Raw genomic sequence first — 23,929 nt, 5'->3', positions numbered from 1 at the left:
TATGTCCTTAGTGCGTTAAGCTTTGGGCGTCAGTGCATCTTCCACCAACGCTTTTTGTTGTTGTAAGTGAACCGAGGTGTAACCCACTGCCGGCGAGGCCGAGGCTTCACGGCCGGCGTAGCTCAGTTTGGCGCCATCCGGAATGGCGGCCCGGAAATGATGCTGGCTGCAGTACCAGGCACCCTGGTTTTGCGGCTCTTCCTGGCACCAGACAAAATCGGTAACGTGCTGATAATCAGCCAGAATGGCGGCCACTTCTTCCTGCGGGAAGGGGTAAAGCTGCTCAATCCGAATAATGGCCACATCTGTTTGTTCGTTCTTGCGACGGGCTTCGAGCAAATCGTAATACACCTTGCCGGCACAAAGAATCACACGTGTCACGCCTTTGGGATCCAGATCATCAATTTCGCCAATCGCGTTCTGGAATGTGCCCTGGGCCAGGGTTTCCAGCTCGGAAACCGCCAGCGGATGGCGCAGCAGTGACTTGGGCGTCATGACTACCAGCGGACGACGCATGGGACGCAGCACCTGACGACGCAGCATGTGGAATACCTGCGCCGGCGTGGTGGGCACGCACACCTGCATATTGTGCTCGGCGCACAGCTGCAGATAACGCTCAAGGCGGGCACTGGAGTGCTCGGGCCCCTGCCCTTCATAACCATGGGGTAACAACAGGGTCAGACCACACATACGGCCCCACTTCTGCTCACCGGAGCTGAGGAACTGGTCAATCACCACCTGAGCGCCGTTGGCAAAGTCACCGAACTGGGCTTCCCAGATGGTCAGGCCCACCGGCTCGGCAGTGGCATAGCCGTATTCAAAGGCCATGACCGCTTCTTCACTCAGTACCGAGTCATACACCTGGAACTGGCCCTGCTCTTCAGACAGGTAGCACAGCGGGGTGTAAATGCTGGCGTCGTTCTGGTTGTGCAGCACCGCATGACGGTGGAAGAAGGTGCCGCGGCCGGAATCCTGACCGGTCAGACGCACTTCATAGCCGTTGTCACACAGCGTGGCATAGGCCAGCGTCTCAGCAAAACCCCAGTCCACGAGCTTTTCACCCTCGGCCATCAGCTTGCGATCGGCATAAATCTTGGCCACCTGACGCTGCAGCTCATGGGTCTCGGGATAGCGAATCATGCGCCCGGCCAGCTCCTTGAGCTGGTCGAGATCATAAGTGGAGTCGTATGGCATATCCCACTCGTGACCCAGATAGGGGGACCAGTCTACCGAGTGCTTCTGCATCGGCCGCCATTCCTTAACCACACACTCACCCTGATCCAACGCATCGCGGTATTCGTTGATCATGGTGGTCACCTGCTCCGCCGAGACCGTTTTGTTCTCGATCAGCTGGTCAGCGTAGATCTTGCGCGGGGTCGGGTGCTTCTTGATCTTCTGATACATCAGCGGCTGGGTCGCACTCGGCTCGTCGGCTTCGTTGTGACCATGGCGGCGGTAGCACACCAGATCGATCACCACATCGCGGCCGAACTCATTACGGAAGTCCAGCGCCAGCTGAGTGACCTGCACCACGGCTTCCGGATCATCGGCATTCACGTGGAAGATAGGTGCCTGCACCATTTTGGCAATGTCGGTGCAATATTCGGTAGAGCGGGTATCGCGCGGATTGGAGGTGGTAAAGCCAACCTGGTTGTTGATCACGATACGCACAGTGCCGCCCACCCCGTAGCCCCGGGTGAGTGACATGTTAAAGGTTTCGGCTACCACACCCTGACCGGCAAAGGCGGAGTCACCGTGAATGGTAACCGGCAGCACCTGACGCCCGTCGGGATTATCGAGACGATCCATGCGGGCACGGACCGAGCCAATGACCACAGGGTTAACAATTTCCAGGTGAGACGGGTTAAATGCCAGCGCCAGGTGCACCGGACCACCGGGAGTGTCAAAGTCGGAGCTGAAGCCCATGTGGTATTTAACGTCACCGGAGCTTTGAGTGTCGTATTTGCCGGCAAAAGCGTCAAACAAGTCTTGTGGGCGCTTGCCCAGCACGTTGACCAGCATGTTCAGACGACCACGGTGAGCCATGCCGATCACCACTTCACGACCACCTTTTTCACCAAAACGGCGGATCAGCTCTTTGGTCATGGGAATAAGGGCATCGCCCCCTTCCAGGGAGAAACGCTTGGCACCGGGGAATTTGGCACCCAGGTATTTTTCCAGGCCTTCGGCGGCGGTCAGGCTGTCAAGAAAGCGCACCTTGTCTTCATCGGTGTATTGGGGAGCGCCTACCACCGGCTCAAGCCGGCTCTGGATCCAGCGTTTTTCGCGGGTGCTGGTGATGTGCATATATTCTGCACCCACAGAGCCGCAATAGGTTTTTTTCAGGGCTGAGACCAGATCTTTCAGCTTCATGGTCTCGCTGCCAATGGCATAGGAGCCCACGTTGAAAGTGGCATCAAGATCAGCACCGGTCAGGTTATGAAAGGCCGGATCAAGTTCAGCAACTTCTTTGCGGTTCCATAAATTAAGCGGGTCCAGGTTGGCATTCTGGTGACCGCGGAAACGATACGCGTTGATCAGCTGCAGCACCTTTACCTGTTTGGCATCGGTGTGCGGATCGCTGACCGGGGTAGCATAGCGTGAAGTATCTTTGGCGAGGCGGCGGAAATAATCCCTCACCTGAGAGTGAGGCTGATCCTGCGCGGGCTCTTCGCCGGAGGGCAAGCCGTCAAACACGGTGCGCCATTCTTCGGGAACAGAGTCGGGATCAGCAAGATAGGTTTCGTACAAGTCTTCTACATAGGTCGCATTGGCACCGGCGAGGTGAGAAGAATCCAGCCAGGCTTGCATTACGCCATTGTGCATTTTTATCCCTTTGTCACTTCGCGACAGGGCTACTGTCGTTTGGTCGTCGAGTCAATGCCGCCCTGACGGGCGGCAGCTTATTATTCGGGACGGTTACACTGCCCGTTTCAGCAGCATGGACTTGATGTTACCAATGGCCTTGGTGGGATTCAGGCCCTTGGGACACACGTTCACGCAGTTCATGATACCGTGACAGCGGAATACGCTGAAGGCATCGTCCAGATTGGACAAGCGCTCATCGGTGGCAGTATCGCGGCTGTCAGCCAGCCAGCGATAGGCGGCCAGCAGGCCGGCCGGGCCAATGAACTTATCCGGGTTCCACCAGAAAGACGGACAAGAGGTGGAGCAGCAGGCGCACAGAATGCACTCATACAGCCCATCCAGCTTGGACCGCTCTTCCGGAGACTGCAGGCGCTCACGCGCCGGCGGTTGTTTGTCGTCGGCAATGAGGAAGGGCTTAATCTTCTCCCACTGGGTGTAGAACTGACTCATGTCGACCACCAGGTCGCGGATCACCGGCAGACCGGGCAGCGGGCGAACCACCAGCTTGTTGGTCTTGCCCAGCAGATCAGACAACGGTGTGATACAGGCCAGACCGTTCTTGCCGTTCATGTTTACACCGTCGGAACCGCATACACCTTCACGACAGGAACGGCGAAACGCCAGACTCGGATCTTTTTCTTTCAGCTGCAGCAGAGCATCCAGCACCATCATGTCGGAGCCTTCAGCCACATCCAGCTGATAGTCTTTCATGTAGGGCTTGGCATCGGTTTCCGGGTTATACCGATAAACAGAGATAGTAACTTGCATTATCGCCTCCCCTTAGTAGGTACGTGCTTTGGGCGGGAATGCGTCACGGGTGACCGGTGACATATTCACGGAACGACGGGACATGGACTCTGACTCGGGGCAGTACAAGGAGTGGCACAGCCAGTTCTCGTCATCACGCTCCGGATAGTCAAAGCGGGAATGAGCACCCCGTGACTCAGTACGGAAGTTGGCCGCCACGGCAGTGGCATAGGCCGTTTCCATCAGGTTGTCCAGTTCCAGACATTCAATTCGCTGCGTATTGAAATCGCGGCTGGTGTCGTCCAGACGGGCATTTTTCAGTCGCTCACGAATCTCCTTCAGTTCAGCCAGACCGGCAGCCATGGCGTCGCCTTCCCGGAATACCGAGAAGTTGTTTTGCATGCAGCTTTGCAGATCTTTCTTGATTTGAACCGGATCTTCACCACTGCGGGTGCTTTCCCAGCGGTTATAGCGGCTCAGAGACGCCTCAAGATCAGACTCGGAAGCGGCACGGCTGTCACCCAGCTCGTTCAGGGCTTCGGTCAGATGACGACCCACAGCACGGCCAAATACCACCAGGTCCAGCAGCGAGTTACCGCCCAGACGGTTGGCACCGTGCACCGATACGCAGGCAATTTCACCTACCGCAAACAGACCTTTCACCGGCACGTCGTTGCCGTTGGCATCCTGCTTCAGGGCCTGGCCTTTCACGTTGGTGGGAATACCACCCATCATATAGTGACAGGTAGGAATGACCGGAATCGGCTCTTTTACCGGATCCACGTGAGCAAAGGTGCGTGACAGCTCACAGATACCCGGCAGACGGCTTTCCAGCACCTCTTTGCCCAGATGATCCAGCTTGAGTTTAATGTGCGGACCCCAGGGACCATCGCAGCCACGACCTTCACGAATTTCGATCATCATGGAGCGGGCGACCACATCACGGCCGGCCAGATCTTTGGCGTTGGGGGCATAACGCTCCATAAAGCGTTCGCCGTCCTTGTTCAGCAGATAACCACCTTCACCACGGCAACCTTCGGTTACCAGGGTGCCGGCACCGGCAATGCCGGTGGGGTGGAACTGCCACATTTCCATGTCCTGTACCGGCACACCGGCACGCAGCGCCATGCCGACACCGTCACCGGTGTTGATATGGGCGTTGGTAGTGGACTGGAAGATACGGCCGGCACCACCGGTGGCCAGCACGGTGGCTTTGGCCTTGAAGTAAACCACTTCGCCGGTTTCGATGTCGATGGCAGTACAGCCTACCACGTCACCGTCCTGGTTTTTTACCAGATCCAGCGCATACCACTCGGAGAACACGGTGGTTTTGTGCTTAACGTTCTGCTGATACAGGGTATGCAGCAGCGCATGGCCGGTACGGTCAGACGCCGCCGCCGTGCGGGCCGCCTGCTCGCCGCCAAAGGCCTTGGACTGGCCGCCAAAAGGCCGTTGATAGACTTTGCCGTTATCAAAGCGGGAGAACGGCAGGCCCATTTTTTCCAGCTCAAGGATAGCCTCGGGACCGGTCTGACACATAAACTCGATGGCGTCCTGGTCACCGATATAGTCGGAGCCCTTGACGGTGTCATACATGTGCCATTCCCAGTTATCGTCGTGGGCGTTGCCCAGCGCTACCGTAATGCCCCCTTGAGCAGATACGGTATGAGAACGAGTTGGAAATACCTTGGACAAGAGCGCACAGCTTTTGCCCGACTCGGCAATCTGAAGGGCGGCGCGCATGCCGGCACCGCCGGCGCCGATTACCACGGCGTCGAATTCTCGAATAGCAATAGTCACCTTAAACACCCCACAATACAACGATACCGGTCAGCAGATAGGACAGCAGCATTACTACCACGGCAAACTGGGCAATGCCGCGCCACAGCGCAGGTTTTACATAGTCGGACAGTACCTGCCAGGCACCAATCCAGCCGTGCATCAGCACACTGAACAGCGCCAGCAGGGTGAACACCTTGGTAAAGGTGCGATCAAAAAAGCCCGTCCATACCTGATAGGTGATGTCGTTGAAGGCAATAAAGCCAACCAGATAAAGGGTATAAAGCGTCAGAATGACAGCCGTTGCACGAAGCAGCATAAAGTCGTGCACACCGCTGCGGCCAAATGTTGCAGAATTGCTTACCATACCAGTACTCCCGCCAGCAGTGACAGAACAATGGTGACGCCGAATGCTATCTTGGCACTCTTGGCACCGGATTCAATCTCTTCGCAATAGCCCAGATCCATGATGAGGTGGCGAATGCCGCCTACAATGTGATAGGCCAGTGCGGTCAGCACACCCCAGAGGATGAGGCCGACAAAAAAGCCATCCATAATATCCACTACTGCATTGAAGCCCTGCTCGGAAGCGAGGGATTCACTGAGCAGCCACAGCAGAATGGCCAGCGCGAACAGGGTGATCACGCCGGAAATCCGGTGCAGGATGGATGAAATGGCGGCGACGGGCTGGCGAATAGTCCGCAGGTCGAGGTTTACAGGTCTCTGTTTTTTAGTCACGGTCTTGCCCACTAGCTCCATTGAGCACGTTAGTTATTGTTTTGACAGACATTACCCGGATATATGGACTGCGAACCCTACCGAGAACAAGCTGCTTTTACTATGTCACCAGACTGGCTGAGATAGCAGAAGCAGTGTGACTGCGGCATGGCCACAACTGCGTCCTATACCCTCGGAAAAACAGTATAAGGAGGGAATCGGCAAATACAACGAAGCACCTGAATCAATTGCGAATTCTGTAAAGTTGATCGCACAACGGCGTTAATAGGCTGTTGCGAGCCTCCAGTAAAATTGACATTGAACCCTGCTTTGTTTTCAATATGCCGGCACCACGGGAAGCAGAAATGCTGAAAAACTTAAGCTTTCTGTGCGAAAATGCGCTTACTCGTGGACCTATTATAAAAAGCAAAGGAGACGTGCTATGGCTGACCAAAAGGCCACTCTGCATCTGCCAGGCAAGGAACCCGTTGAGCTTCCGATTGCTTCTGGCACCGCTGGCTATGATGTGATCGATATCAGTTCTCTCGGCTCACACGGCTACTTCACTTATGATCCCGGCTTCCTGGCAACTGCATCCTGCCAGTCCGATATCACCTACATTGACGGTGACAAGGGGATTCTGCTGCACCGCGGTTACCCCATTGAACAACTGGCTCAGGATGCCAGCTACCTGGAAGTCTGTTATTTGCTGTTGTACGGCGAGGCCCCCACTGCCAAGCAGTATGATCAATTCCGCCGGAACATCATGCGCCACACCATGGTGCACGAGCAGCTGTCTTCCTTCTTCAAGGGCTACCGCCGTGACGCACACCCCATGTCCATCGTATGTGGTGTAATCGCCGGTCTGTCTGCTTTCTATCATGACCCCATGGATATCAATGATCCTGTGCATCGCGAACTGGCCGCACAGCGCCTGATCGCCAAAATGCCGACCATTGCCGCCATGGCGTATAAATATTCTGTGGGTCAGCCGTTCGTCTACCCGCGCAACGACCTGGGCTATGCCGGCAACTTCCTGCAAATGATGTTTGCCGTGCCCTGCGAAGACTACAAGGTAAACCCGGTAGTAGAAAAAGCCATGGACCGCATCTTTACCCTGCATGCGGATCATGAGCAGAACGCCTCTACCTCTACCGTGCGCCTGGCCGGCTCCAGTGGTGCCAACCCCTTCGCCTGTATTGCCGCCGGCATTGCCTCTCTGTGGGGACCGGCTCACGGTGGTGCCAACGAGGCCTGCCTGCTGATGCTGGAAGAAATCGGCTCGGTTGACCGCATTCCGGAATTTATTGCCCGCGCCAAAGACAAGGATGATCCTTTCCGTCTGATGGGCTTTGGCCACCGGGTGTACAAAAACTTTGACCCCCGCGCCAAGGTAATGCGTGAAACCTGTCACGAAGTACTGGATGATCTGAAAATTGAAGATCCGCTGCTGGACGTGGCCATGGAGCTGGAGCGCATTGCGCTGTCTGATGAATACTTTGTAGAGCGTAAGCTGTATCCGAACGTCGACTTCTACTCCGGTATCATTCTGAAAGCCATTGGCATTCCTACCAGCATGTTCACCGTTATCTTTGCCCTGGCCCGCACCGTGGGCTGGATGTCGCACTGGAACGAAATGATGTCTGATCCCAAGCAGAAGATCGGTCGTCCGCGCCAGCTGTATACCGGTGCGCCGGAGCGTCAGTTCAAGACTGATGTCACCGACAAGTAACTTCAGCACAGCAATAAAAAGGCCGGCAAATTTGCCGGCCTTTTTTTGTGTTTGTTATTCCGGCCTTTGCCGTAGGCCCCGTTTCAACGGGGCACCGTGATGCAGGATGGCCGGTTTGCATGAATAAATTCGGGCTTACTTGGCCGCTGAGAACTCACTCATAAAACCTTCGGCTTTTTCCACCATGGCGGTGGAGCCCACAAAGTAAGGGGTGCGCTGGTGCAGCTCGGTGGGTTTGATTTCCATAATGCGCTGATAACCGTCAGATGCCTTGCCACCGGCCTGCTCGGCCAGGAATGCCAGCGGGTTGCACTCATAGAGCAGGCGCAGCTTGCCGTTGGGGGCGCTGGTGCCGGACGGGTAAATGTAGATACCGCCTTTCAGCATGTTGCGGTGAAAATCGGATACCAGTGAACCGATATAGCGGGAGGTATAAGGGCGTTTGGTGGTTTCGTCCTGCTCCTGGCAGTATTTGATGTATTTCTTCACGCCTTCCGGAAACTTGATGTAATTGCCTTCGTTTACGGAATAAATGGTGCCCTGCTCGGGAATACGAATGTTTTCGTGAGACAGGCAGAAAGATCCCAGGGACGGATCGTAGGTAAAGCCGTGCACGCCGTTACCGGTGGTGTACACCAGCATGGTGGAGGAGCCGTATACCACATAGCCGGCGGCCACCTGATTCACGCCCGGCTGCAGAAAGTCTTCCATCACCACCGGCGTGCCCGGCTCACTGACCCGCCGGTAAATGGAGAAGATAGTGCCCACAGACACGTTCACGTCTATGTTGGAGGAGCCGTCCAGCGGATCCATCAGCACCACGTATTTGGCGTCGCTGCGCTTGGCGCTGTCGAAACAGACGAAATAGTCTTCTTCTTCGGAGGCAATGCCACACACTTCGCCACGGGCTTCCAGCGCCGCCTTGAACTTGTCATTGGCGAATACATCCAGTTTTTGCTGAACCTCACCCTGTACATTCTGGCTGCCATTGCTGCCACCGATGATGTCGGTTGCCAGACCGGCACGGTTAATTTCACGGTTTACAATTTTGGCAGCACGACGAATGGACGACAGCAGCGACGACAGCTCGCCGGTGGCGCTGGGGTATTCAGACTGTGTTTTTACTATGTATTCACCCAGGGTAATCATAATGTCCTCAGATATTTGCTTTAAATTATGCGGCAGCATCGGCTGTTGCCGGCAGATACGAATTAAACCTTGTGGGTACAAGTGGCCAGCAAGCGGCGTACTGTCTCCAGATCGGCGGGTGTGTCCACACCAGCAGGGGGTATTTCACTGGCAACTCCCAGCGCGATGTGCTCGCCATGCCAGAGCACGCGCAGTTGCTCAAGCTTTTCCAGTTGTTCAAGGGGGCCGGCAGGCAGGGCCACATAGCGGCTGATAAAACCGGCACGGTAGGCATAGATACCAATATGGCGCAGGCAATGATCCAGGCGGGCATTGGTATTATCGCGGTCAAAGGGAATGGCGGCGCGGCTGAAGTAAAGTGCCCTGCCTTGCAGGCTGTGTACCACCTTCACTACATTAGGATCGGTAAGTTCATCAGTATGCAGCAGTGGCGTGGCCAGAGTGGCCATAGGCGCATTGTCATTGGCGAGCAGTGCCGCCACTTCATCTATCAGGACCGGCGGCAGCAGGGGCTCATCGCCCTGTACATTCACCACTATTTCATCGGAGGCAAGCTGAAGCTGTTCAACGACTTCTGCCAGTCGTTCGGTGCCGGACTCATGATGGCTGCCGGTCAGGCATATCTCAACACTGGTATGGGCCAGAGCATCAGCAATACGCTGGTCGTCAGTGGCTACCACCACCCGCCCTGCGCCGCTTTTCAGCGCCTGCTCTGCCACCCGCTCGATCATGGGTTTGCCGTGAATATCTGCCAGGGGCTTGCCCGGCAGCCGGGTAGACTGCATGCGGGCAGGAATAACAACGGTATAACTCATCCCGGCAGCTCATCCAGATCGAGCCGGCGAGCCCGGCTTTCCAACAGCACCGGAATGTTTTCGGTAATGGGATAGGCCAGACGGTCAAAACGACACACCAGCTCATTGTGCTCCCGGTCCAGTTGCAGCTTGCCCTTGCAGACCGGGCAGGCAATAATTTCCACCAGTTTGGCATCAATTGCCATGATTCAGCTCCTTTAGTCGTTTCGACAGCATCTGTTCAAACTCCACCGGCAGGCAGGCCTGCACCGGCAAATACCAGCAGTCATCATGGCCGCCGGACCATTTAACCGCGTCTTTTTCCGTTATCAGCAAAGGCTTGTCCGCAAGCGATACCAGCTCAGCCGGCCGCATGGGCTCATGATCTGCCAGTGCTATTTGTTTATCCAGTATAAAGCCAAGGCCCTGCAGGGTGTTAAAAAACCGCGGCGGATGGCCGATGCCCGCCAACGCATGCACTGTGGTGCCGGACGCCGGCGTTTTACCCTCGCCGCTTACCGGCCGCAGCTCGCCGGGTGCCAGCGTCATCAGATATTCACCGGACTGGACAGGGCCGCCATTATTGATCACCGCATCAACGCTATTAAGCCGCCACTTGCCTTCCCGCAGCGGCCCCATGGGCAGCAGCCGGCCATTGCCAAAGCGGCGCTGGCCGTCCACCACCACCAGCTCCAGGTCGCGTGCCAGCGCATAGTGCTGCAGGCCGTCGTCGCTGATAATAATGTCGACGCCCAGCGCCGCCAGCCGTGCTGCAGCATCGGCCCGCCCTGGCCCCACCACCACCGGACAACCGGTGCGCCGGTAAATCAATACCGGCTCATCACCGGCCTGAGCGGCTGGCGTATTGTCATTAAGCACCAGCGGATATTGCTCGCTTTTGCCGCCATAGCCCCGGCTGATCACGCCCGGGCGGTAACCCTGAGCACGCAGCCATTCCACCAGCCATACCACCACAGGCGTTTTGCCGTTGCCACCCACGGTGAGGTTACCCACCACCAGCACCGGCACCGGCGCACGGTAAACTCGCTTAAGACCAAGCGCAAACAGTTGCCGGCGCAGGTGACTTATCAACGCGAACAACAGGCTGAGTGGCCACAGCAGCCACAACCAGCGCGCCCCCCGGTACCAGGCTCGCATCAGTGTTCGCCGAACTGAATGGTTCTGAGCTGGGCATAAGCGCCATGATGAGCCATCAGTTCGGCATGGCTGCCACGCTCTACAATGCGGCCTTCATCAATCACCAGAATTTCATCGGCATTTTCAATGGTGGACAACCGGTGCGCAATCACCAGCGCGGTTCTGTCTTTACGCAACTCGTCGAGGGCGGCCTGAATATGACGCTCCGACTCGGTATCCAGCGCCGAGGTGGCTTCATCCAGAATTAACAGCGGCGCATTGCGCAGCAGGGCCCGGGCAATAGCAATACGCTGACGCTGACCACCGGACAGACTGGCCCCGTTTTCACCAATCACGGTATCGTAACCCTGATCCAGCTTATTGATAAACTCATCGGCATAGGCCAGTTTGGCGGCGGCTTCTATCTGCTCACGGCTGTAACGTCCTTCGGCAGCATAAGCAATGTTGTTGGCAATGGTGTCGTTGAACAGGTGCACGTGCTGGGACACCAGCGCAAACTGCCGGCGCAAATCGCTGAGTTTATAATCCTGAATATTAACGCCGTCGAGACGAATTTCGCCGTCATTAATGTCGTAGAAACGGGTCAGCAGGCTGGCAATGGTACTTTTGCCCGAGCCGGAGCGGCCCACCAGCGCAACGGTTTTGCCCGGCTCCAGGGTAAAGCTCATGTTTTTCAGAGCCGGCGTTTCTTTGGTGGGATAACAGAAGGTCACCTTGTCGAACTCAATATGGCCTTCAGCCCGTTCCAGTGGCTGAGTGCCTTTATCGGTTTCGGCGTCACTGTCGAGCAGTTCAAACAGGCTCTGACAGGCGGCAATGCCGCGCTGATAAGGGCCATTGATCTGGGTGAGACTCTTCAGCGGGCGCATCAGCATCATCATGGAGGTCACTATCACGGTGAAGGTACCGGGAGTCAGCTGCTCCTGCATACCGTCAAAGCTGGCCACATAAAGCAGAATGGCCAGTGCAGTAGAAGCAATCACCTGCACCAGCGGCGTGCCCACCGCATCGGCGGCCACCATTTTCATGTTCTGCTGGCGGACCTTGTTGCTCACCTTGAAGAAACGACCACTTTCTACTTTCTGGCCGTTAAACATCAGCACTTCTTTATGGCCTTTGAGCATTTGTTCGGTGCTGCTGGTGATGTTGCCCATGGCTGCCTGCATACCCTTGCTGATGCGGCGAAAACGACGGCTGATCACTGCTATCATGATGCCTACTACCGGCCCCACCACAAAGAAAATCAGTGACAGCTGCCAGGAGTGATAAAACATCAGCCCCAGCAGGCCAATGACGGTAGCCCCTTCACGCACCAGGGTGACCAGGGTGGAGCTGGCGGCAGAAGATACCTGAGACGCATCGTAAGTGACCTTTGACAGCAAATTACCGGTATTGTGTTTATCAAAAAATGCCACCGGCATGGCCATCAGCTTGTCAAACACCTGCTGCTGCAGCGACATCACCACATGGTTACCCACCCAGGCCATGCAGTAACCCGACAAAAAGGTACAAAGGCCGCGTAAAAAGACGATACCGATTACAAAAAACGGCATCCACTTCAGCACTGCAGGATTATCACCGGTCAGGCCTTCGTCGATCAGCGGTTTGATGGAATACACAAAGGTAGTGTCAACGGCGGCATAGCCAGCCATGCCAATAATGGCAGCCACCAGGCCGAGCTTGCGCTCCTTTACATAAGCCAGCAGGCGCTTGAGCACAGGCCAGGACGAGGAGTGTACATCTGTAGACATAAAAACTCTGCCGTGGAAAACGAGGCGCTATTCTAACGGCCCCACCGCATTTCTGCCAGTTTCACGCCAGGCGGCCAGCTGCTGATACCAGGGGCCGGGCCGCCCTTGCCCCACTCTGCGCCATTGATCACCACTGGCGGCAAAGTGGATCATGCCGTCTTGCCCTGTGATCAACTGATACACTCCGGCGGCCTGATAACGGGCCAGCACCTCCTCGGCAGGAAAACCCCAGCGGTTACCAAAGCCGGCAGTGTGTACCACCCAGGCCGGTGATACGGCTTCAATTAACGCCGCACTGGAAGAGCTGCCGCTGCCATGGTGCGGACTTAACAGCAGCTGCGCCTGCAATCGTGTTTTCCGGCTGATCAGCACCTGCTCAGCCCGGCGTTCAATATCACCGGTCAGCAAGACTGCCAGCCTGCCATCGGTAATGCGCAATACACAGGAGTCATTATTACGATGGCCACTTGGATTGACCGGCCAGTGCATTTCCAGCCGCAGCCTGCCCCATTGTCGCAGCTGCCCCGCCCGGCAGGGCATGCCGTGAGGCCAGGCTCCCCACCGTTTTGCTACCGGCAACCGGCTGGCCAGATAGTGGCGGTTGGCACTGTGATCACTGTCTTCATGGCTTATTATCAGGTAGTCGAGTTTGCTTATTCCCAGCCGGGCCAGCAAGGGCAAAATAACGCCATCGGCCATATTAAAACCCGACGGAAACCGGTTACCTGTGTCATACAGCAGCGCCCGTTCTCCCTGGGTCACCAGCACCGACAACCCCTGCCCCACATCCAGCACCCGCACCTGCCAGGACGGACCAGGCCATAACAACAATCCGGCCAGCCACACCAGCGGCAGCGCCAGCCAGCGCCCGGCGGGCAGTAACAGTGCCAGCGACAGCAACATCAGCAGCAGTATCATACCCTGAGCAAAGGCTGATAATTCTGCCCAGGGAGAGAGATAAGCCGCCAGCCAGTGCAGCGCACTCATCAAGGGCGTAAACAGACTGTTCAGCAGCGAAAACACCGGAGCAGCCAGTGGCGGCCATAACAGCAGCAAACAGCACGCCACCAGTAGCAGCGGTATCAACAGCAGGGAAAACAAGGGGATCAGTATCAGATTCACCGGCACCGATAAACTGCTGACACCACCAAACAGCAGCATCACCAGCGGCAATAACAACAGTCCCAGCCCCAGCTGCAAACGCCACAGGCTGCGCCGTCCGCCGGCCAGCGCCAGCAGGGCAGCGACCGCCAGCACTGACATCCAGAACCCCAGATTCAGCACCAACCAGGGGTTGACTGCCAGCAACAAGGTCATGGTGCTGAGCAAAATACGCCGCCCGCTCCAGAACCGGCCCCACCACAGCAAGCCCAGCCATAATGCCAGCATCAGCAGCGCCCGCTGGGTGGCTACCCCAAACCCGGCCAGCCAGGCATAGCCGGCAGCCAGCAACAACGCAGCCACCAGGCCCGTGGTGTAATGGCCGGTGAGTCGTCCGGCCAGCCAGCCCAGTCCCGCTACCAGACCAATATGCAGCCCCGAAATGGCAAACAAATGGCTGACACCAAGGGCACGCAGCATGGTCCAGTCGTCGCTGGCCAGTCCGCTGCGCTCACCAAAACTCAGCGCCCTGAGCCAGGCTTGCGACGCCAGGGAATGCGTGCTGAGATTAAACCGATGCAACAACTGCTGCCTTAACCCGGTGCGGGCCGGACTGATAGCAAGCGTGCCGGTAATATAACCTCTGGCAGTGATACCCTGCCCCAGCAGCCAGCGGGCACTGTTAAAACTGCCGGGATTCAGCAACGAATGGGGGGGTGACAGCTGAGTGATGGCACTGAAGCGATCGCCGGGCTGAGGGGACGGATTTTCGCCATACCAGCTCAGCATAACGCGGGGCCTGGGTGAAAGTGCTTGACCCTGCAGGTGAGTCAGGCCGACAATCAGCCGGCTGACGCCATCCTGGCGGGGCTGAACCTCCAGTACACGGGCCGTCATGATTTGACTGCGATCCATGGCATCGGTGGTTTGCAGCCAGCTCAGCTGCCAGTGGCTGAAGCATAACACCCACACTACCCCCAGCATAAAAGCGGCTGCAGCGGGGCGGGTCTGCCCACCGGCGACACTTAATATTGCCAGTGGTATCCATAGTTCCCGGGCCGGCAGCCAGGGCCACCACAGGCAACTGGCAATGCCAGCACAAAAGAAAAACAGCCGCTTGTCCATCCGGTAAGTATTGCGGACCTGGAGCAAATGCCAAGAAAGATCCTGAAACGTCTGATGCCCGAGCAAGGTACCATCAGAAACAACAAATACCTGAGCCTGTTTGGCGACCGGTTACACGACACCAACCTGTGGCACCTGAACCGTCATTCCGCTGCCGGTGCCTTTGCAGTGGGGTTGTTTTGTGCCTGGCTGCCCATTCCCTTTCAGATGGTGGTCGCCGCCGGCGGTGCCATGCTGTTTCGAGTTAATCTGCCGCTGTCGGCGGTACTGGTATGGCTGACCAACCCGTTAACCATGGCCCCCATGTTTTATTTTGCCTATCGCCTGGGCTCTTTCCTGCTGAACCGGCCCCACCATTACGAGCACTTTGAAGTGAGTCTGAGCTGGCTGGCCGGTGCCATGAGCACCGCAGGCCCGCCTTTTTTACTGGGCAGCCTGGTGCTGGCGCTGGTGAGTTCGGCCATTGGGTATATGTTTATTCACGGCTTGTGGCGCTGGTCAGTGTCACGCCAGTGGAAACGACGACGGCGGGAGCGCTGATGCTGCGCCAGTGGGTTCGCAACAGAATGCCCAGCCAGGAGGCACTGCGTCAGCACAAAGTGTTACGGCTTTTTGGTGATCGCCTTCTGGATCCGGACTACTGGTTTTGCAACCGCCATTCTGCCGCCGTGGCGGTAGCGGCCGGGCTCTTTGCCGCCTGGCTGCCCTTACCCATGCATACCCTGGTAGCCATTGCTCTGGCAGTGCTGATGCGCGGCTACCTGCCTCTGGCCATTGCCATGGTGTGGGTAAACAATCCGCTTACCATAGCCCCCATGTTTTATCTTGCCTATGAGCTGGGTTTAACATTGCTGAATCAGCCCGAGATGCAGTTCAGCGCCGGCTTCTCACTGGAGCACGAAGCGCTGGCAGTGGCCGCTCCCCTGTTTGCCGGCAGCCTTCTGCTGGCCCTTGCCTCGGCGGCGCTGGGCTGGCTGCTCACCCGCCTGGGCTGGCGCTGGAAAGTGCAGCTGGCGCTGCTGCGCCGGCGCGCACGACGCGAGCCGTAGCTGGAAGCTTCCAGCTATGTTTTACCCTTCTCCCAACAGCTGCCTTGGCAGCAGCCGTCCCGCCCGCCAGGCAGGATAGAGAGTGGCGATAAAGATCAGCACCAGTGCCGAGCCGGTGACCAGCCACAGGTCTGCCCAGTGAAACTCGGTAGGAATAAAGTCAATAAAATACACATCCGGGTTCAGCACGCTGTGGCCGGTCAGCCGCTCGACACCGGCCACCAGCTCCGACAGCCGGCTGGCCAGAAAGGCTCCCAGCAGGCCGCCGGCCAGCACGCCGGTCACGCCATTGAGCATGCCCTGCACCACAAAGGCACCCCGAATCTGCCAGGGCCCGGCCCCCATGGTTTTGAGAATGGCAATATCGCCTTTTTTCTCGTTTACCGCCATCACCAGGGTAGAGACAATATTAAAGCTGGCCACTGCCATCACCAGCAACAGCACCACTATCATCAGGGTGCGCACCAGCTGAATATCCCGGTAAATATTGCCCTGGCTGTTCATCCAGCTGGTTACATAAAAGCCCGCGGGCAGCCCCATGGCCGCATCAAAACTGATGCGATCGGCGCGCAGCACCTCATTCACCTTAAGATGAAAGCCCATCACGCTGTCGTCCATGCCTTTCAGCTCCTGAGCGTCCTGAATATGGGTATAGCCCAGCACTGTGTCGAGCTGACCGCCGAGGCGCAGCACCCCTACCAGGGTAAAGGCATGGCGGCGGGGTGAACCAAAACCCTGCTCATCGGGAGACGGCAACAGCAACGAGACCTTGTCGCCGGTTTCAAGCTTGAGCTTGTCGGCAATGGCCTGGCCCAGAATAATGCCCCGCTCACCGGGCTTAAGCGCGTCCAGGTTACCGCCGTCCAGATAGGGCCCCAGCGCCGAGATGCGCATTTCCCGCTCTGGGTCCACCCCCTGCAACTGCACCGCCTTCAGCATGCTGCCCTTGCTGAGCAGCCCTTCCAGCGGCACAAAGGGAGCCACCGCCTCTATGCCCTTCGCCCGCTCCAGACTGGCCTGCATGGGCTGCCAGGTGGCCACCGGGCCGTCGGCAGTATAAAGCTGGCCATGGGGCAGCACAGACAGAATGCGGTTTTCCAGCTCACGCTGAAAGCCGTTCATGGCCGACAGCCCCAAGATCAGCGCACTCACGCCAATGGCAATGCCCAGAATGGAGGCCACCGAAATAAAGGAAATAAAACGGTTGCGCCGTTTGGCCCGGCTGAAACGCCAGCCCAGATAAACCGGTAATGGCCGAAACATTACTGTTCCTCCAGATGGCCGTCCACCAGCCGGGCCTGACGGTTGAGCCGCCCCGCCAGCGCCAGATCGTGAGTGACCACCACCAGACCGGTGCCCAGCTCGCTTTGTAGCTCTGCCAGCAGCGCAAACACATCCGCTGCGCTGTGCGCGTCCAGGTTACCGGTGGGCTCGTCGGCCAGCACCAGCCGCGGCTTGTTCACCAGCGCCCGGGCAATGGCCACCCGCTGGCGCTCACCACCGGAAAGCTGAGCCGGGCGGTGATCCAGCCGGTGCGCTAGCCCCACTCGGCCCAGCAGGGTTTCAGCCCGCTCTTTGGCTTCGGCCACCGGCCGGCCGGCAATCAGCAGTGGCATGGCGGCGTTTTCCAGGGCGCTGAACTCCCCCAGCAAATGATGAAACTGATACACAAAGCCCATTTTCTGGTTACGAAAACGGGCCTGAGCCCGGTTGGGCAGCCGGTGCAGATCTTCCCCTTCCACCAGCACCCGGCCCGACGTGGGCGTATCGAGGCTGCCCAGCAAATGCAGCAGGGTACTTTTGCCCGAGCCGGAGCTGCCCACCACCGCCAGACTCTCGCCGGCGTTCAGGCCCAGGCTCACGCCGTGCAAAATGCTCACCGAGCGCTCGCCGTCGCGGTGGGTTTTGGTCAGGTTTTCAACCGTCAACAACGAATTACTCATAGCGCAGGGCCTCGGCAGGTTGCACCCGGGACGCCCGCCAGGCCGGATACAGGCTGGCCAGCACACACAGGACAAGGGTGGAAAACAAAATGGTAACAAGCTGGCCAGGCAGCAGCAGCACCGGCAGCTGACTGCCACCGGCAGAGGAATAAAAGTTAATGCCCAGGGCGTTAAGCACCGCATCCAGATTAAGGGTGAGCAGCAGCCCCAGCGCAAAGCCCAGCAAACTGCCCAGCACACCGCTGAAGCCGCCCTGAATCATAAATACCGCCATCACACGGTTACGGCTCAGCCCCAGGGTCTGCAGCATGGCAATTTCGGCTTCCTTGTCGGTCACCACCATCACCATGGCAGAAAGAATATTAAAGGCTGCCACCAGAATAATCAGCGCCAGCATCAGGCTCATCAGCCGTTTTTCCATGGCCACCGCCTGAAACAGCTCGCCCCGGCTGTGCTGCCAGGTTTCGTACTTAAGGCCGGCATCAAGCGCCGGCAGCTCACTCACCTCAAACGGATCCGCCAGCCACAGCCGCAGGCCGGATACCTGCTCAGGGCGGTAACGCAGCAGCCGGCCGGCGTCTTCCAGCCGGGTCAGGGCCAGCTGACGGTCCACATCCTGGCCGGTGGCAAAGGTACCCACCAGAGTAAACAGCCGCTGGCTGGGCACCCGGCCCAGCGGCGTAAAACGACTGCCTTCGGTCACGGTAAGGCGCACCTTGTCACCCGGAGTGACGCCCAGCTCGCGGGCCAGACCGGCACCCAGCACCACGCCATAGGGCAGGTCGCGAAAATAACCCAGGGTTTGTTCATCCAGCTGGCTCAGCAGCCGGTCTGAAGCATTATCTGGATCCACGCCGTACAGCTCGGCACCGGTCAGTGCCGCCGGCCCCTGCACCATGGCCTCGGCGCTGATAAAGGGGCTGCTTGCCAGCACACCGGGCACGCCGGCAAAGCGCCCGGCCTGTGCCTCGGGGTCGCTCAGCCGGCGGGCGTCGTTGGTGACCAGCGCATGGGGAATGACCCCCAGCAGGTTGGTTTTGAGCTGCTGCTCAAAGCCGTTCATCACCGACGACACCAGCATCAGTGCCGCCACCCCCAGCAAAATGCCAATGGTGGAAAAACCGGAAACAAAGGAGGCAAAGCTGCGCCGGCCACGGGCACCGGCATAGCGCAGGCCCAGCATCAGCGTCAGGGGTTGAAACATGGCATAATCTTCCGTTTTTTCAAAGGGTTTTACGTCACCCGCAAGTTGCGGAATAATAAAGGCTTGTGACAGGCGCAACAAGAGCAGCGAAGCATGACAGATCCTTATTTCAGTGTGGAGTATCGTGCCCGGGTGAATCTTATTCCTCTGGAGCAAGGCGAAACCGTGCCCGATGTGGAACAACTGGAGGCCGACATTCCCGGTCCTTTCCGGCTGATCAGCGAAGTCACCCGCATCGACACTCATCAGGCCCGGCTGCTGCGTAACCTGGACGATCACGCCAGTGATCTGGTAGACGTGATTAATCAGCAGTCCCGCAAAATCGACCTGGTGCTGAGTCATGTATTAGCAGAGCAGGACGACCCGGACTGCCGCAGCTACACCCTGACCCTGGGCGGCGGCGGTTTTGACTTTACCCCGCGACACCCCATGACCGACGGCCAGGCGGTGCGCATTAAACTGTTTTTGCCGGAATATTCGGTGGCGGTCTTTGCCTATGGTGAAGTGCATAACGGCCCCGATGCCAACCGCTGTCACTGCCGCTTTACCTGCATTCGCGAGCAGGACAGAGACGCCCTTATTCGCGCCAGCCTGCAGCTACAGGCCAAACAACTTAAAGCCCGCGCCGAGCAGCGCGCCCAACAGAATGACAAACCTGCCTCATGATTAATATTTCCAGCCCCACGCCCAAACCCAGAGCCAGCCTGGGCGGTTTGATTGGCAGCAGCCTGGCTCTGGCCATTGCTCATCAGGTGAAACAGCACCACCAGCGTATGTTGCTGGTGGTGCCCGACACCCCCACCGCCCTGCGGCTGGAGCAGGAAGTGCGCCATCTGCTGAATGATGCCACCTTGCCGGTGCAGCTGCTGCCCGACTGGGAAACCCTGCCCTATGATCAGTTTTCACCCCATCAGGACATTATCTCCCAGCGGCTGGAAACCCTCTATGGTCTGCCGGCATTAAGCCGGGGTCTGCTGATAGTGCCGGTGACCACTCTGATGCTGCGCACGCCGCCCCGGGACTGGCTGGAGCGAAACAGCCTGCTGCTTAAAGTGGGCGACCGGCTGGATATGCACCATTTGCGCCAGCGGCTGGAGCAGGCCGGCTACCGTGCCGTGGAGCAGGTGCTGGAGCATGGTGAGTTTGCCGCCCGGGGAGCGCTGCTGGATCTGTTCCCCATGGGGGCGGCAGAGCCGGTGCGCATCGACTTTTTTGATGATGAAATTGATACCCTGCGCCCCTTTGATCCCGACAGTCAGCGCTCCCGCGACAAGATAAACGAAGTGCGGCTGTTGCCGGCCCGGGAGTTTCCTACCGACAGCGGGGCCATAGAGCGATTTCGCGGCCAGTACAGAGAGCGCTTTGCCCTGCGCAATGAGCCGGAGTCGCTTTATCACAGAGTGAGCCAAGGTCAGCTGCCGCCGGGCATTGAGTATTATTTTCCGCTGTTTTTTGAGCAGACCAATACGCTGTTTGATGCCCTGCCCGAGTCCATGCAGGTGCTGGCAGTGGGTGATATAGAGCCCACCGCACAGACTTTCTGGCGCGATGTAAACGAGCGTTACGAAGACCGCCGTCACGACATGCTGCGCCCCTTGCTGGCACCCGACGAGTTGTATTTAAAACCCGATGCCCTGATGCAGCAACTGAATCACTGGCCGCGGCTGCAACTGAGTCAGGATCCGGTACCGGAAAAAGGCGATCGGGTAAATGCGCCTGTGTCTGCCCTGCCCCTGCTTGAGGTAGAGCACCAGAAAACCGAGCCCCTGGCGAGGCTGCTGAATTTCTGTCAGTCCTTTGCCGGGCGCATTCTGTTTTCGGTGGAAAGCGCCGGCCGGCGCGAGGCGCTGACCGAGCTGCTGGCAGGCTCTCCCCTTAAGCTCACACCGGTGGAGAGCCTGAACGACTTTGCCGCCGGCAGCGATAAACTGGGCCTGATAGTGGGCCCGCTGGCACAGGGCTTTGTGCTGAACGACAGCTTTGCGCTGGTGTGCGAAGGGGACCTGCTTGGTGGCCGGGTGATCCAGCGCCGCCGGCGGGAAAAGTCCGCCAGCCTCAGCCCCGACACCCTTATTCGTAACCTGGCTGAGTTGTCCATCGGTCAGCCGGTAGTGCATCTGGATCATGGCGTGGGCCGCTACCTGGGCCTGCAAAGCCTGGACGCCGGCGGCATGAAGTCGGAATACCTGACCCTGGAATACGCCGGCGGTGACAAGCTCTATGTGCCGGTGACCGCCCTGCATCTGGTAGGCCGCTACAGCGGTGCCGACGAGCCCACCCTGAACCGCCTTGGCAACGACGCCTGGGCCAAGGCCAAGCGCAAGGCCGCCGAAAAAGTGCGGGACGTGGCCGCCGAGCTGCTGGATGTGTATGCCCGCCGGGCCGCCCAGCCGGGCCAGGCCATTGCACACGACAAGAACGCCTACCGCCAGTTCTGTGATGCCTTTCCCTTTGAGGAAACCGACGATCAGCTCAAGGCCATCAGTGCCGTGCTCACCGACATGACCCAACCCAAGGCCATGGACCGGCTGGTGTGCGGCGACGTGGGCTTTGGCAAAACCGAAGTGGCCATGCGCGCCGCCTTTGTGGCGGTGCACGGCGGCAAGCAGGTGGCGGTATTGGTGCCCACCACCCTGCTGGCCCAGCAGCATTACGACAACTTTCGCGACCGCTTTGCCAACTGGCCGGTAAAGGTAGAGCTGATCAGCCGCTTCAAGACCGGCAAGGAGCAGGACAAAGCGCTGGAAGGGCTGGCAGACGGCAGCATTGATATTGTGATTGGCACTCACAAGCTGCTCAGCCAGGATGTGCGTTTTAAAGATCTGGGCCTGCTGATTGTGGACGAAGAGCACCGCTTTGGTGTGCGCCAGAAAGACAAGATCAAGGCGCTGCGTGCCGACGTGGACATTCTCACTCTTACTGCCACCCCCATTCCGCGCACCCTGAACATGGCCATGGGCGGCATGCGCGATCTCTCCATTATTGCCACGCCGCCGGCCAAGCGGCTGGCGGTAAAGACCTTTGTGCGCGAGTCGGATCCGACCGTGGTGCGTGAGGCCATTTTGCGGGAGCTGAAACGCGGCGGTCAGGTCTATTATCTGCACAATGAGGTGCAGACCATAGAAAACAGCCTGGATGCCCTGCGCACCCTGGTGCCCGAGGCCCGCATTGGCATTGCCCACGGCCAGATGCGCGAGCGCGAGCTGGAAAAGGTAATGTCAGACTTCTATCACCAGCGCTTTAACGTGCTGCTGTGCTCCACCATCATCGAAACCGGCATCGATGTGCCCAGCGCCAACACCATTATCATGGACCGCGCCGACAAGCTGGGCCTGGCCCAGCTGCACCAACTACGCGGCCGGGTGGGTCGCTCCCATCATCAGGCCTATGCCTATTTGCTCACGCCCCACCCCAAGCGCATGACCACAGACGCCAAAAAGCGGCTCGAGGCCATTGCCGCGCTGGAAGATTTGGGGGCCGGCTTTGCCCTGGCCACCCACGATCTGGAAATTCGTGGTGCCGGCGAGCTGCTGGGCGACGAGCAGAGCGGCCAGATCACTGCCATTGGCTTCAGCCTGTATATGGAAATGCTGGAGCAGGCGGTGAAGGCGCTGCAGTCCGGCAAGGAGCCGGCGCTGGACAAGCTGCTGGCCAGCCAGACCGAGATTGAGCTTCGCCTGCCTGCCCTGCTGCCGGACGATTATATTCCCGATGTGAACATGCGCCTGTCCATGTACAAGCGCATTGCCGCTGCCGAGAACGATGCTGCCTTGCGCGAGTTGCAGGTGGAGCTGATTGACCGCTTTGGCCTGCTGCCGGAGCCGGGCAAAAACCTGATTGCGCTGTCTGCACTCAAAACAAAGGCAAGCGAGCTTGGCATCGAAAAAATTGATGCCGGCCCGCAAGGAGGGACCATTAATTTTGGTGAAGATGCCAGGGTAGATCCCGGCTATCTGGTGGGCCTGTTGCAAAGTCAGCCCCGCATCTACAAAATGGAGGGCCCCACCAGGCTGCGCTTTGCCATTCCGAGCAATGACGCCAAAGCCCGGCTGGCGCTGGTGGACGACATGCTGAATGAATTTGCCGCGCATCGGATCTGATGCGCACTCCCACGGACGGGACGTACAACAACAGCGCCGGCTGCACCGACGCTATATTCTGATCCTGACCGAGACCAATTGACTGCTCCCCTTCCCTAAAGGAAGGGGATTCCCAATTCACCGAAAACAGGACACGGAGACTGGCCCCATGCCGCTTACATTCTCTCCAAGAGCTAACACCGCCAGCCCGACGGCTTTAATGTTGGTCGCGGCGTTGATGTCGCGGTCATGGTGTGCGCCACATTCGGGGGCAGTCCCATTTCCTGACCGACAACGGCAGCGACGACAAGGTATGCCCGCAACCCGAGCAGCGTTTGGAGCTGGGGAACCATTGGTCAATGGCGACCAGTGAGCGCCCGGCCCATTCTGCCTTGTACGCCAACTGGCGCACGAACTCGCCCCATCCTGCATCAGCAATGGCCTTGCTGAGTGTCGGGTTGCGGATCATGTTTTTCACTGTCAGGGATTCAACGCAGACTACTTGGTTCTCGTTAATCAATCTGCGGGACAGCTTGTGCAAGCTGTCCTGTCGGCAATCGGAGATTTTAGCGTGAAGTGTCGCCACCTTCTGGCGGGCCTTGGCGCGATTGGCCGAGCCGAGCTTTTTCTTGCTCAGCCGGCGCTGTGCCTTGGCCAGCCTGGCGGCGTATTTCGCGGTATGGCGGGGATTGCCGACCCGTTCACCCTGGTCGGTGATAAACAGATCTGTCAG

Annotated in this window: 20 protein-coding genes; 5 read left to right on the top strand and 15 right to left on the bottom strand. The window is 58.3% G+C overall.

Annotation, left to right across the window (positions count from 1 at the left end):
- Positions 1–15 precede the first annotated feature (15 nt).
- The 5 genes from sucA to sdhC form a co-directional block, all read right to left on the bottom strand.
- Positions 16–2,826, bottom strand: coding sequence for a 2-oxoglutarate dehydrogenase E1 component (gene sucA, locus R0I78_RS12190; protein ID WP_019935511.1), 2,811 nt, complete (start codon positions 2,824–2,826; stop codon positions 16–18).
- A gap of 93 nt (positions 2,827–2,919) precedes the next feature.
- Positions 2,920–3,636, bottom strand: a complete 717-nt coding sequence (locus R0I78_RS12185; RefSeq protein ID WP_019935510.1) for a succinate dehydrogenase iron-sulfur subunit — start codon at positions 3,634–3,636, stop codon at positions 2,920–2,922.
- A 12-nt stretch (positions 3,637–3,648) separates the two neighbouring features.
- Positions 3,649–5,415 carry a succinate dehydrogenase flavoprotein subunit gene (gene sdhA / locus R0I78_RS12180; protein WP_026344892.1) on the bottom strand — a complete coding sequence of 589 codons (1,767 nt, stop codon included), beginning with the start codon at positions 5,413–5,415 and terminating at the stop codon, positions 3,649–3,651.
- Position 5,416: 1 nt separating this feature from the next.
- The gene (sdhD, locus tag R0I78_RS12175; protein WP_019935508.1) at positions 5,417–5,761 is read right to left on the bottom strand and encodes a succinate dehydrogenase, hydrophobic membrane anchor protein; all 345 of its coding nucleotides are present in this window, start codon (positions 5,759–5,761) and stop codon (positions 5,417–5,419) included.
- Positions 5,755–6,144: a succinate dehydrogenase cytochrome b556 subunit gene (gene sdhC / locus R0I78_RS12170; RefSeq protein WP_019935507.1), complete on the bottom strand. Its 390-nt coding sequence runs from the start codon at positions 6,142–6,144 to the stop codon at positions 5,755–5,757. The genes sdhD and sdhC overlap by 7 nt, the downstream gene beginning before the upstream one ends.
- A gap of 409 nt (positions 6,145–6,553) precedes the next feature.
- On the opposite strand from sdhC, the gene R0I78_RS12165 reads away from it, so the two are divergent.
- Positions 6,554–7,843 carry a citrate synthase gene (locus tag R0I78_RS12165; protein WP_019935506.1) on the top strand — a complete coding sequence of 430 codons (1,290 nt, stop codon included), beginning with the start codon at positions 6,554–6,556 and terminating at the stop codon, positions 7,841–7,843.
- Positions 7,844–7,978: 135 nt separating this feature from the next.
- Here the strand turns inward: R0I78_RS12165 and fbp are convergent, their stop codons facing one another.
- From fbp to R0I78_RS12135, 6 genes are all read right to left on the bottom strand, one after another.
- Positions 7,979–8,992, bottom strand: a complete 1,014-nt coding sequence (gene fbp, locus R0I78_RS12160) for a class 1 fructose-bisphosphatase (protein WP_026344891.1) — start codon at positions 8,990–8,992, stop codon at positions 7,979–7,981.
- A gap of 62 nt (positions 8,993–9,054) precedes the next feature.
- Positions 9,055–9,807, bottom strand: a complete 753-nt coding sequence (kdsB, locus tag R0I78_RS12155; protein WP_317075509.1) for a 3-deoxy-manno-octulosonate cytidylyltransferase — start codon at positions 9,805–9,807, stop codon at positions 9,055–9,057.
- On the bottom strand, positions 9,804–9,992 hold the full coding sequence (locus tag R0I78_RS12150) for a Trm112 family protein (RefSeq protein WP_014292329.1): 189 nt from the start codon (positions 9,990–9,992) through the stop codon (positions 9,804–9,806). Before R0I78_RS12150 ends, kdsB begins: the two co-directional genes overlap by 4 nt.
- Complete coding sequence (gene lpxK / locus R0I78_RS12145) at positions 9,982–10,944, bottom strand: tetraacyldisaccharide 4'-kinase (protein ID WP_317075508.1); 963 nt, start codon at positions 10,942–10,944, stop codon at positions 9,982–9,984. The genes R0I78_RS12150 and lpxK overlap by 11 nt, the downstream gene beginning before the upstream one ends.
- Positions 10,944–12,695: a lipid A ABC transporter ATP-binding protein/permease MsbA gene (gene msbA / locus R0I78_RS12140; protein WP_019935502.1), complete on the bottom strand. Its 1,752-nt coding sequence runs from the start codon at positions 12,693–12,695 to the stop codon at positions 10,944–10,946. The genes lpxK and msbA overlap by 1 nt, the downstream gene beginning before the upstream one ends.
- Before the next feature lie 27 nt (positions 12,696–12,722).
- Positions 12,723–14,921 carry a DNA internalization-related competence protein ComEC/Rec2 gene (locus R0I78_RS12135; RefSeq protein WP_317075507.1) on the bottom strand — a complete coding sequence of 733 codons (2,199 nt, stop codon included), beginning with the start codon at positions 14,919–14,921 and terminating at the stop codon, positions 12,723–12,725.
- Between the two features lie 27 nt (positions 14,922–14,948).
- Here R0I78_RS12135 and R0I78_RS12130 point away from each other — a divergent pair, with 27 nt between their 5' ends.
- Both R0I78_RS12130 and R0I78_RS12125 read left to right on the top strand, forming a co-directional pair.
- Positions 14,949–15,461 (top strand): DUF2062 domain-containing protein, encoded by a 513-nt coding sequence (locus R0I78_RS12130; RefSeq protein WP_317075506.1) that lies wholly within the window; start codon positions 14,949–14,951, stop codon positions 15,459–15,461.
- The gene (locus tag R0I78_RS12125) at positions 15,461–15,970 is read left to right on the top strand and encodes a DUF2062 domain-containing protein (RefSeq protein WP_317075505.1); all 510 of its coding nucleotides are present in this window, start codon (positions 15,461–15,463) and stop codon (positions 15,968–15,970) included. Before R0I78_RS12130 ends, R0I78_RS12125 begins: the two co-directional genes overlap by 1 nt.
- Positions 15,971–15,991: 21 nt before the next feature.
- Here the strand turns inward: R0I78_RS12125 and lolE are convergent, their stop codons facing one another.
- The 3 genes from lolE to R0I78_RS12110 are packed head-to-tail and all read right to left on the bottom strand — an operon-like array spanning position 15,992 to position 19,117.
- A complete protein-coding gene (gene lolE, locus R0I78_RS12120; protein ID WP_317075504.1) occupies positions 15,992–17,233 on the bottom strand; it encodes a lipoprotein-releasing ABC transporter permease subunit LolE in 1,242 nt (413 codons plus the stop codon).
- Complete coding sequence (gene lolD / locus R0I78_RS12115; RefSeq protein WP_317075503.1) at positions 17,233–17,913, bottom strand: lipoprotein-releasing ABC transporter ATP-binding protein LolD; 681 nt, start codon at positions 17,911–17,913, stop codon at positions 17,233–17,235. The genes lolE and lolD overlap by 1 nt, the downstream gene beginning before the upstream one ends.
- The gene (locus R0I78_RS12110; RefSeq protein ID WP_317075502.1) at positions 17,906–19,117 is read right to left on the bottom strand and encodes a lipoprotein-releasing ABC transporter permease subunit; all 1,212 of its coding nucleotides are present in this window, start codon (positions 19,115–19,117) and stop codon (positions 17,906–17,908) included. The genes lolD and R0I78_RS12110 overlap by 8 nt, the downstream gene beginning before the upstream one ends.
- Positions 19,118–19,210: 93 nt before the next feature.
- Between R0I78_RS12110 and R0I78_RS12105 the strand changes: the two genes are divergently transcribed.
- A complete protein-coding gene (locus tag R0I78_RS12105; protein WP_317075501.1) occupies positions 19,211–19,783 on the top strand; it encodes a PilZ domain-containing protein in 573 nt (190 codons plus the stop codon).
- A complete protein-coding gene (gene mfd / locus R0I78_RS12100) occupies positions 19,780–23,217 on the top strand; it encodes a transcription-repair coupling factor (RefSeq protein WP_317075500.1) in 3,438 nt (1,145 codons plus the stop codon). The genes R0I78_RS12105 and mfd overlap by 4 nt, the downstream gene beginning before the upstream one ends.
- A 226-nt stretch (positions 23,218–23,443) precedes the next feature.
- On the opposite strand, the gene R0I78_RS12095 is transcribed toward mfd, so the two are convergent.
- The coding region (locus R0I78_RS12095) for a transposase (protein WP_317075499.1) at positions 23,444–23,929 on the bottom strand (486 nt) is incomplete at its 5' end.

The organism is Oceanimonas sp. CAM02, from assembly GCF_032842915.1.
GTDB classification, from domain to species: Bacteria; Pseudomonadota; Gammaproteobacteria; order Enterobacterales; family Aeromonadaceae; genus Oceanimonas; species Oceanimonas smirnovii.
This window is presented reverse-complemented; position numbering and strand designations above follow the sequence as displayed.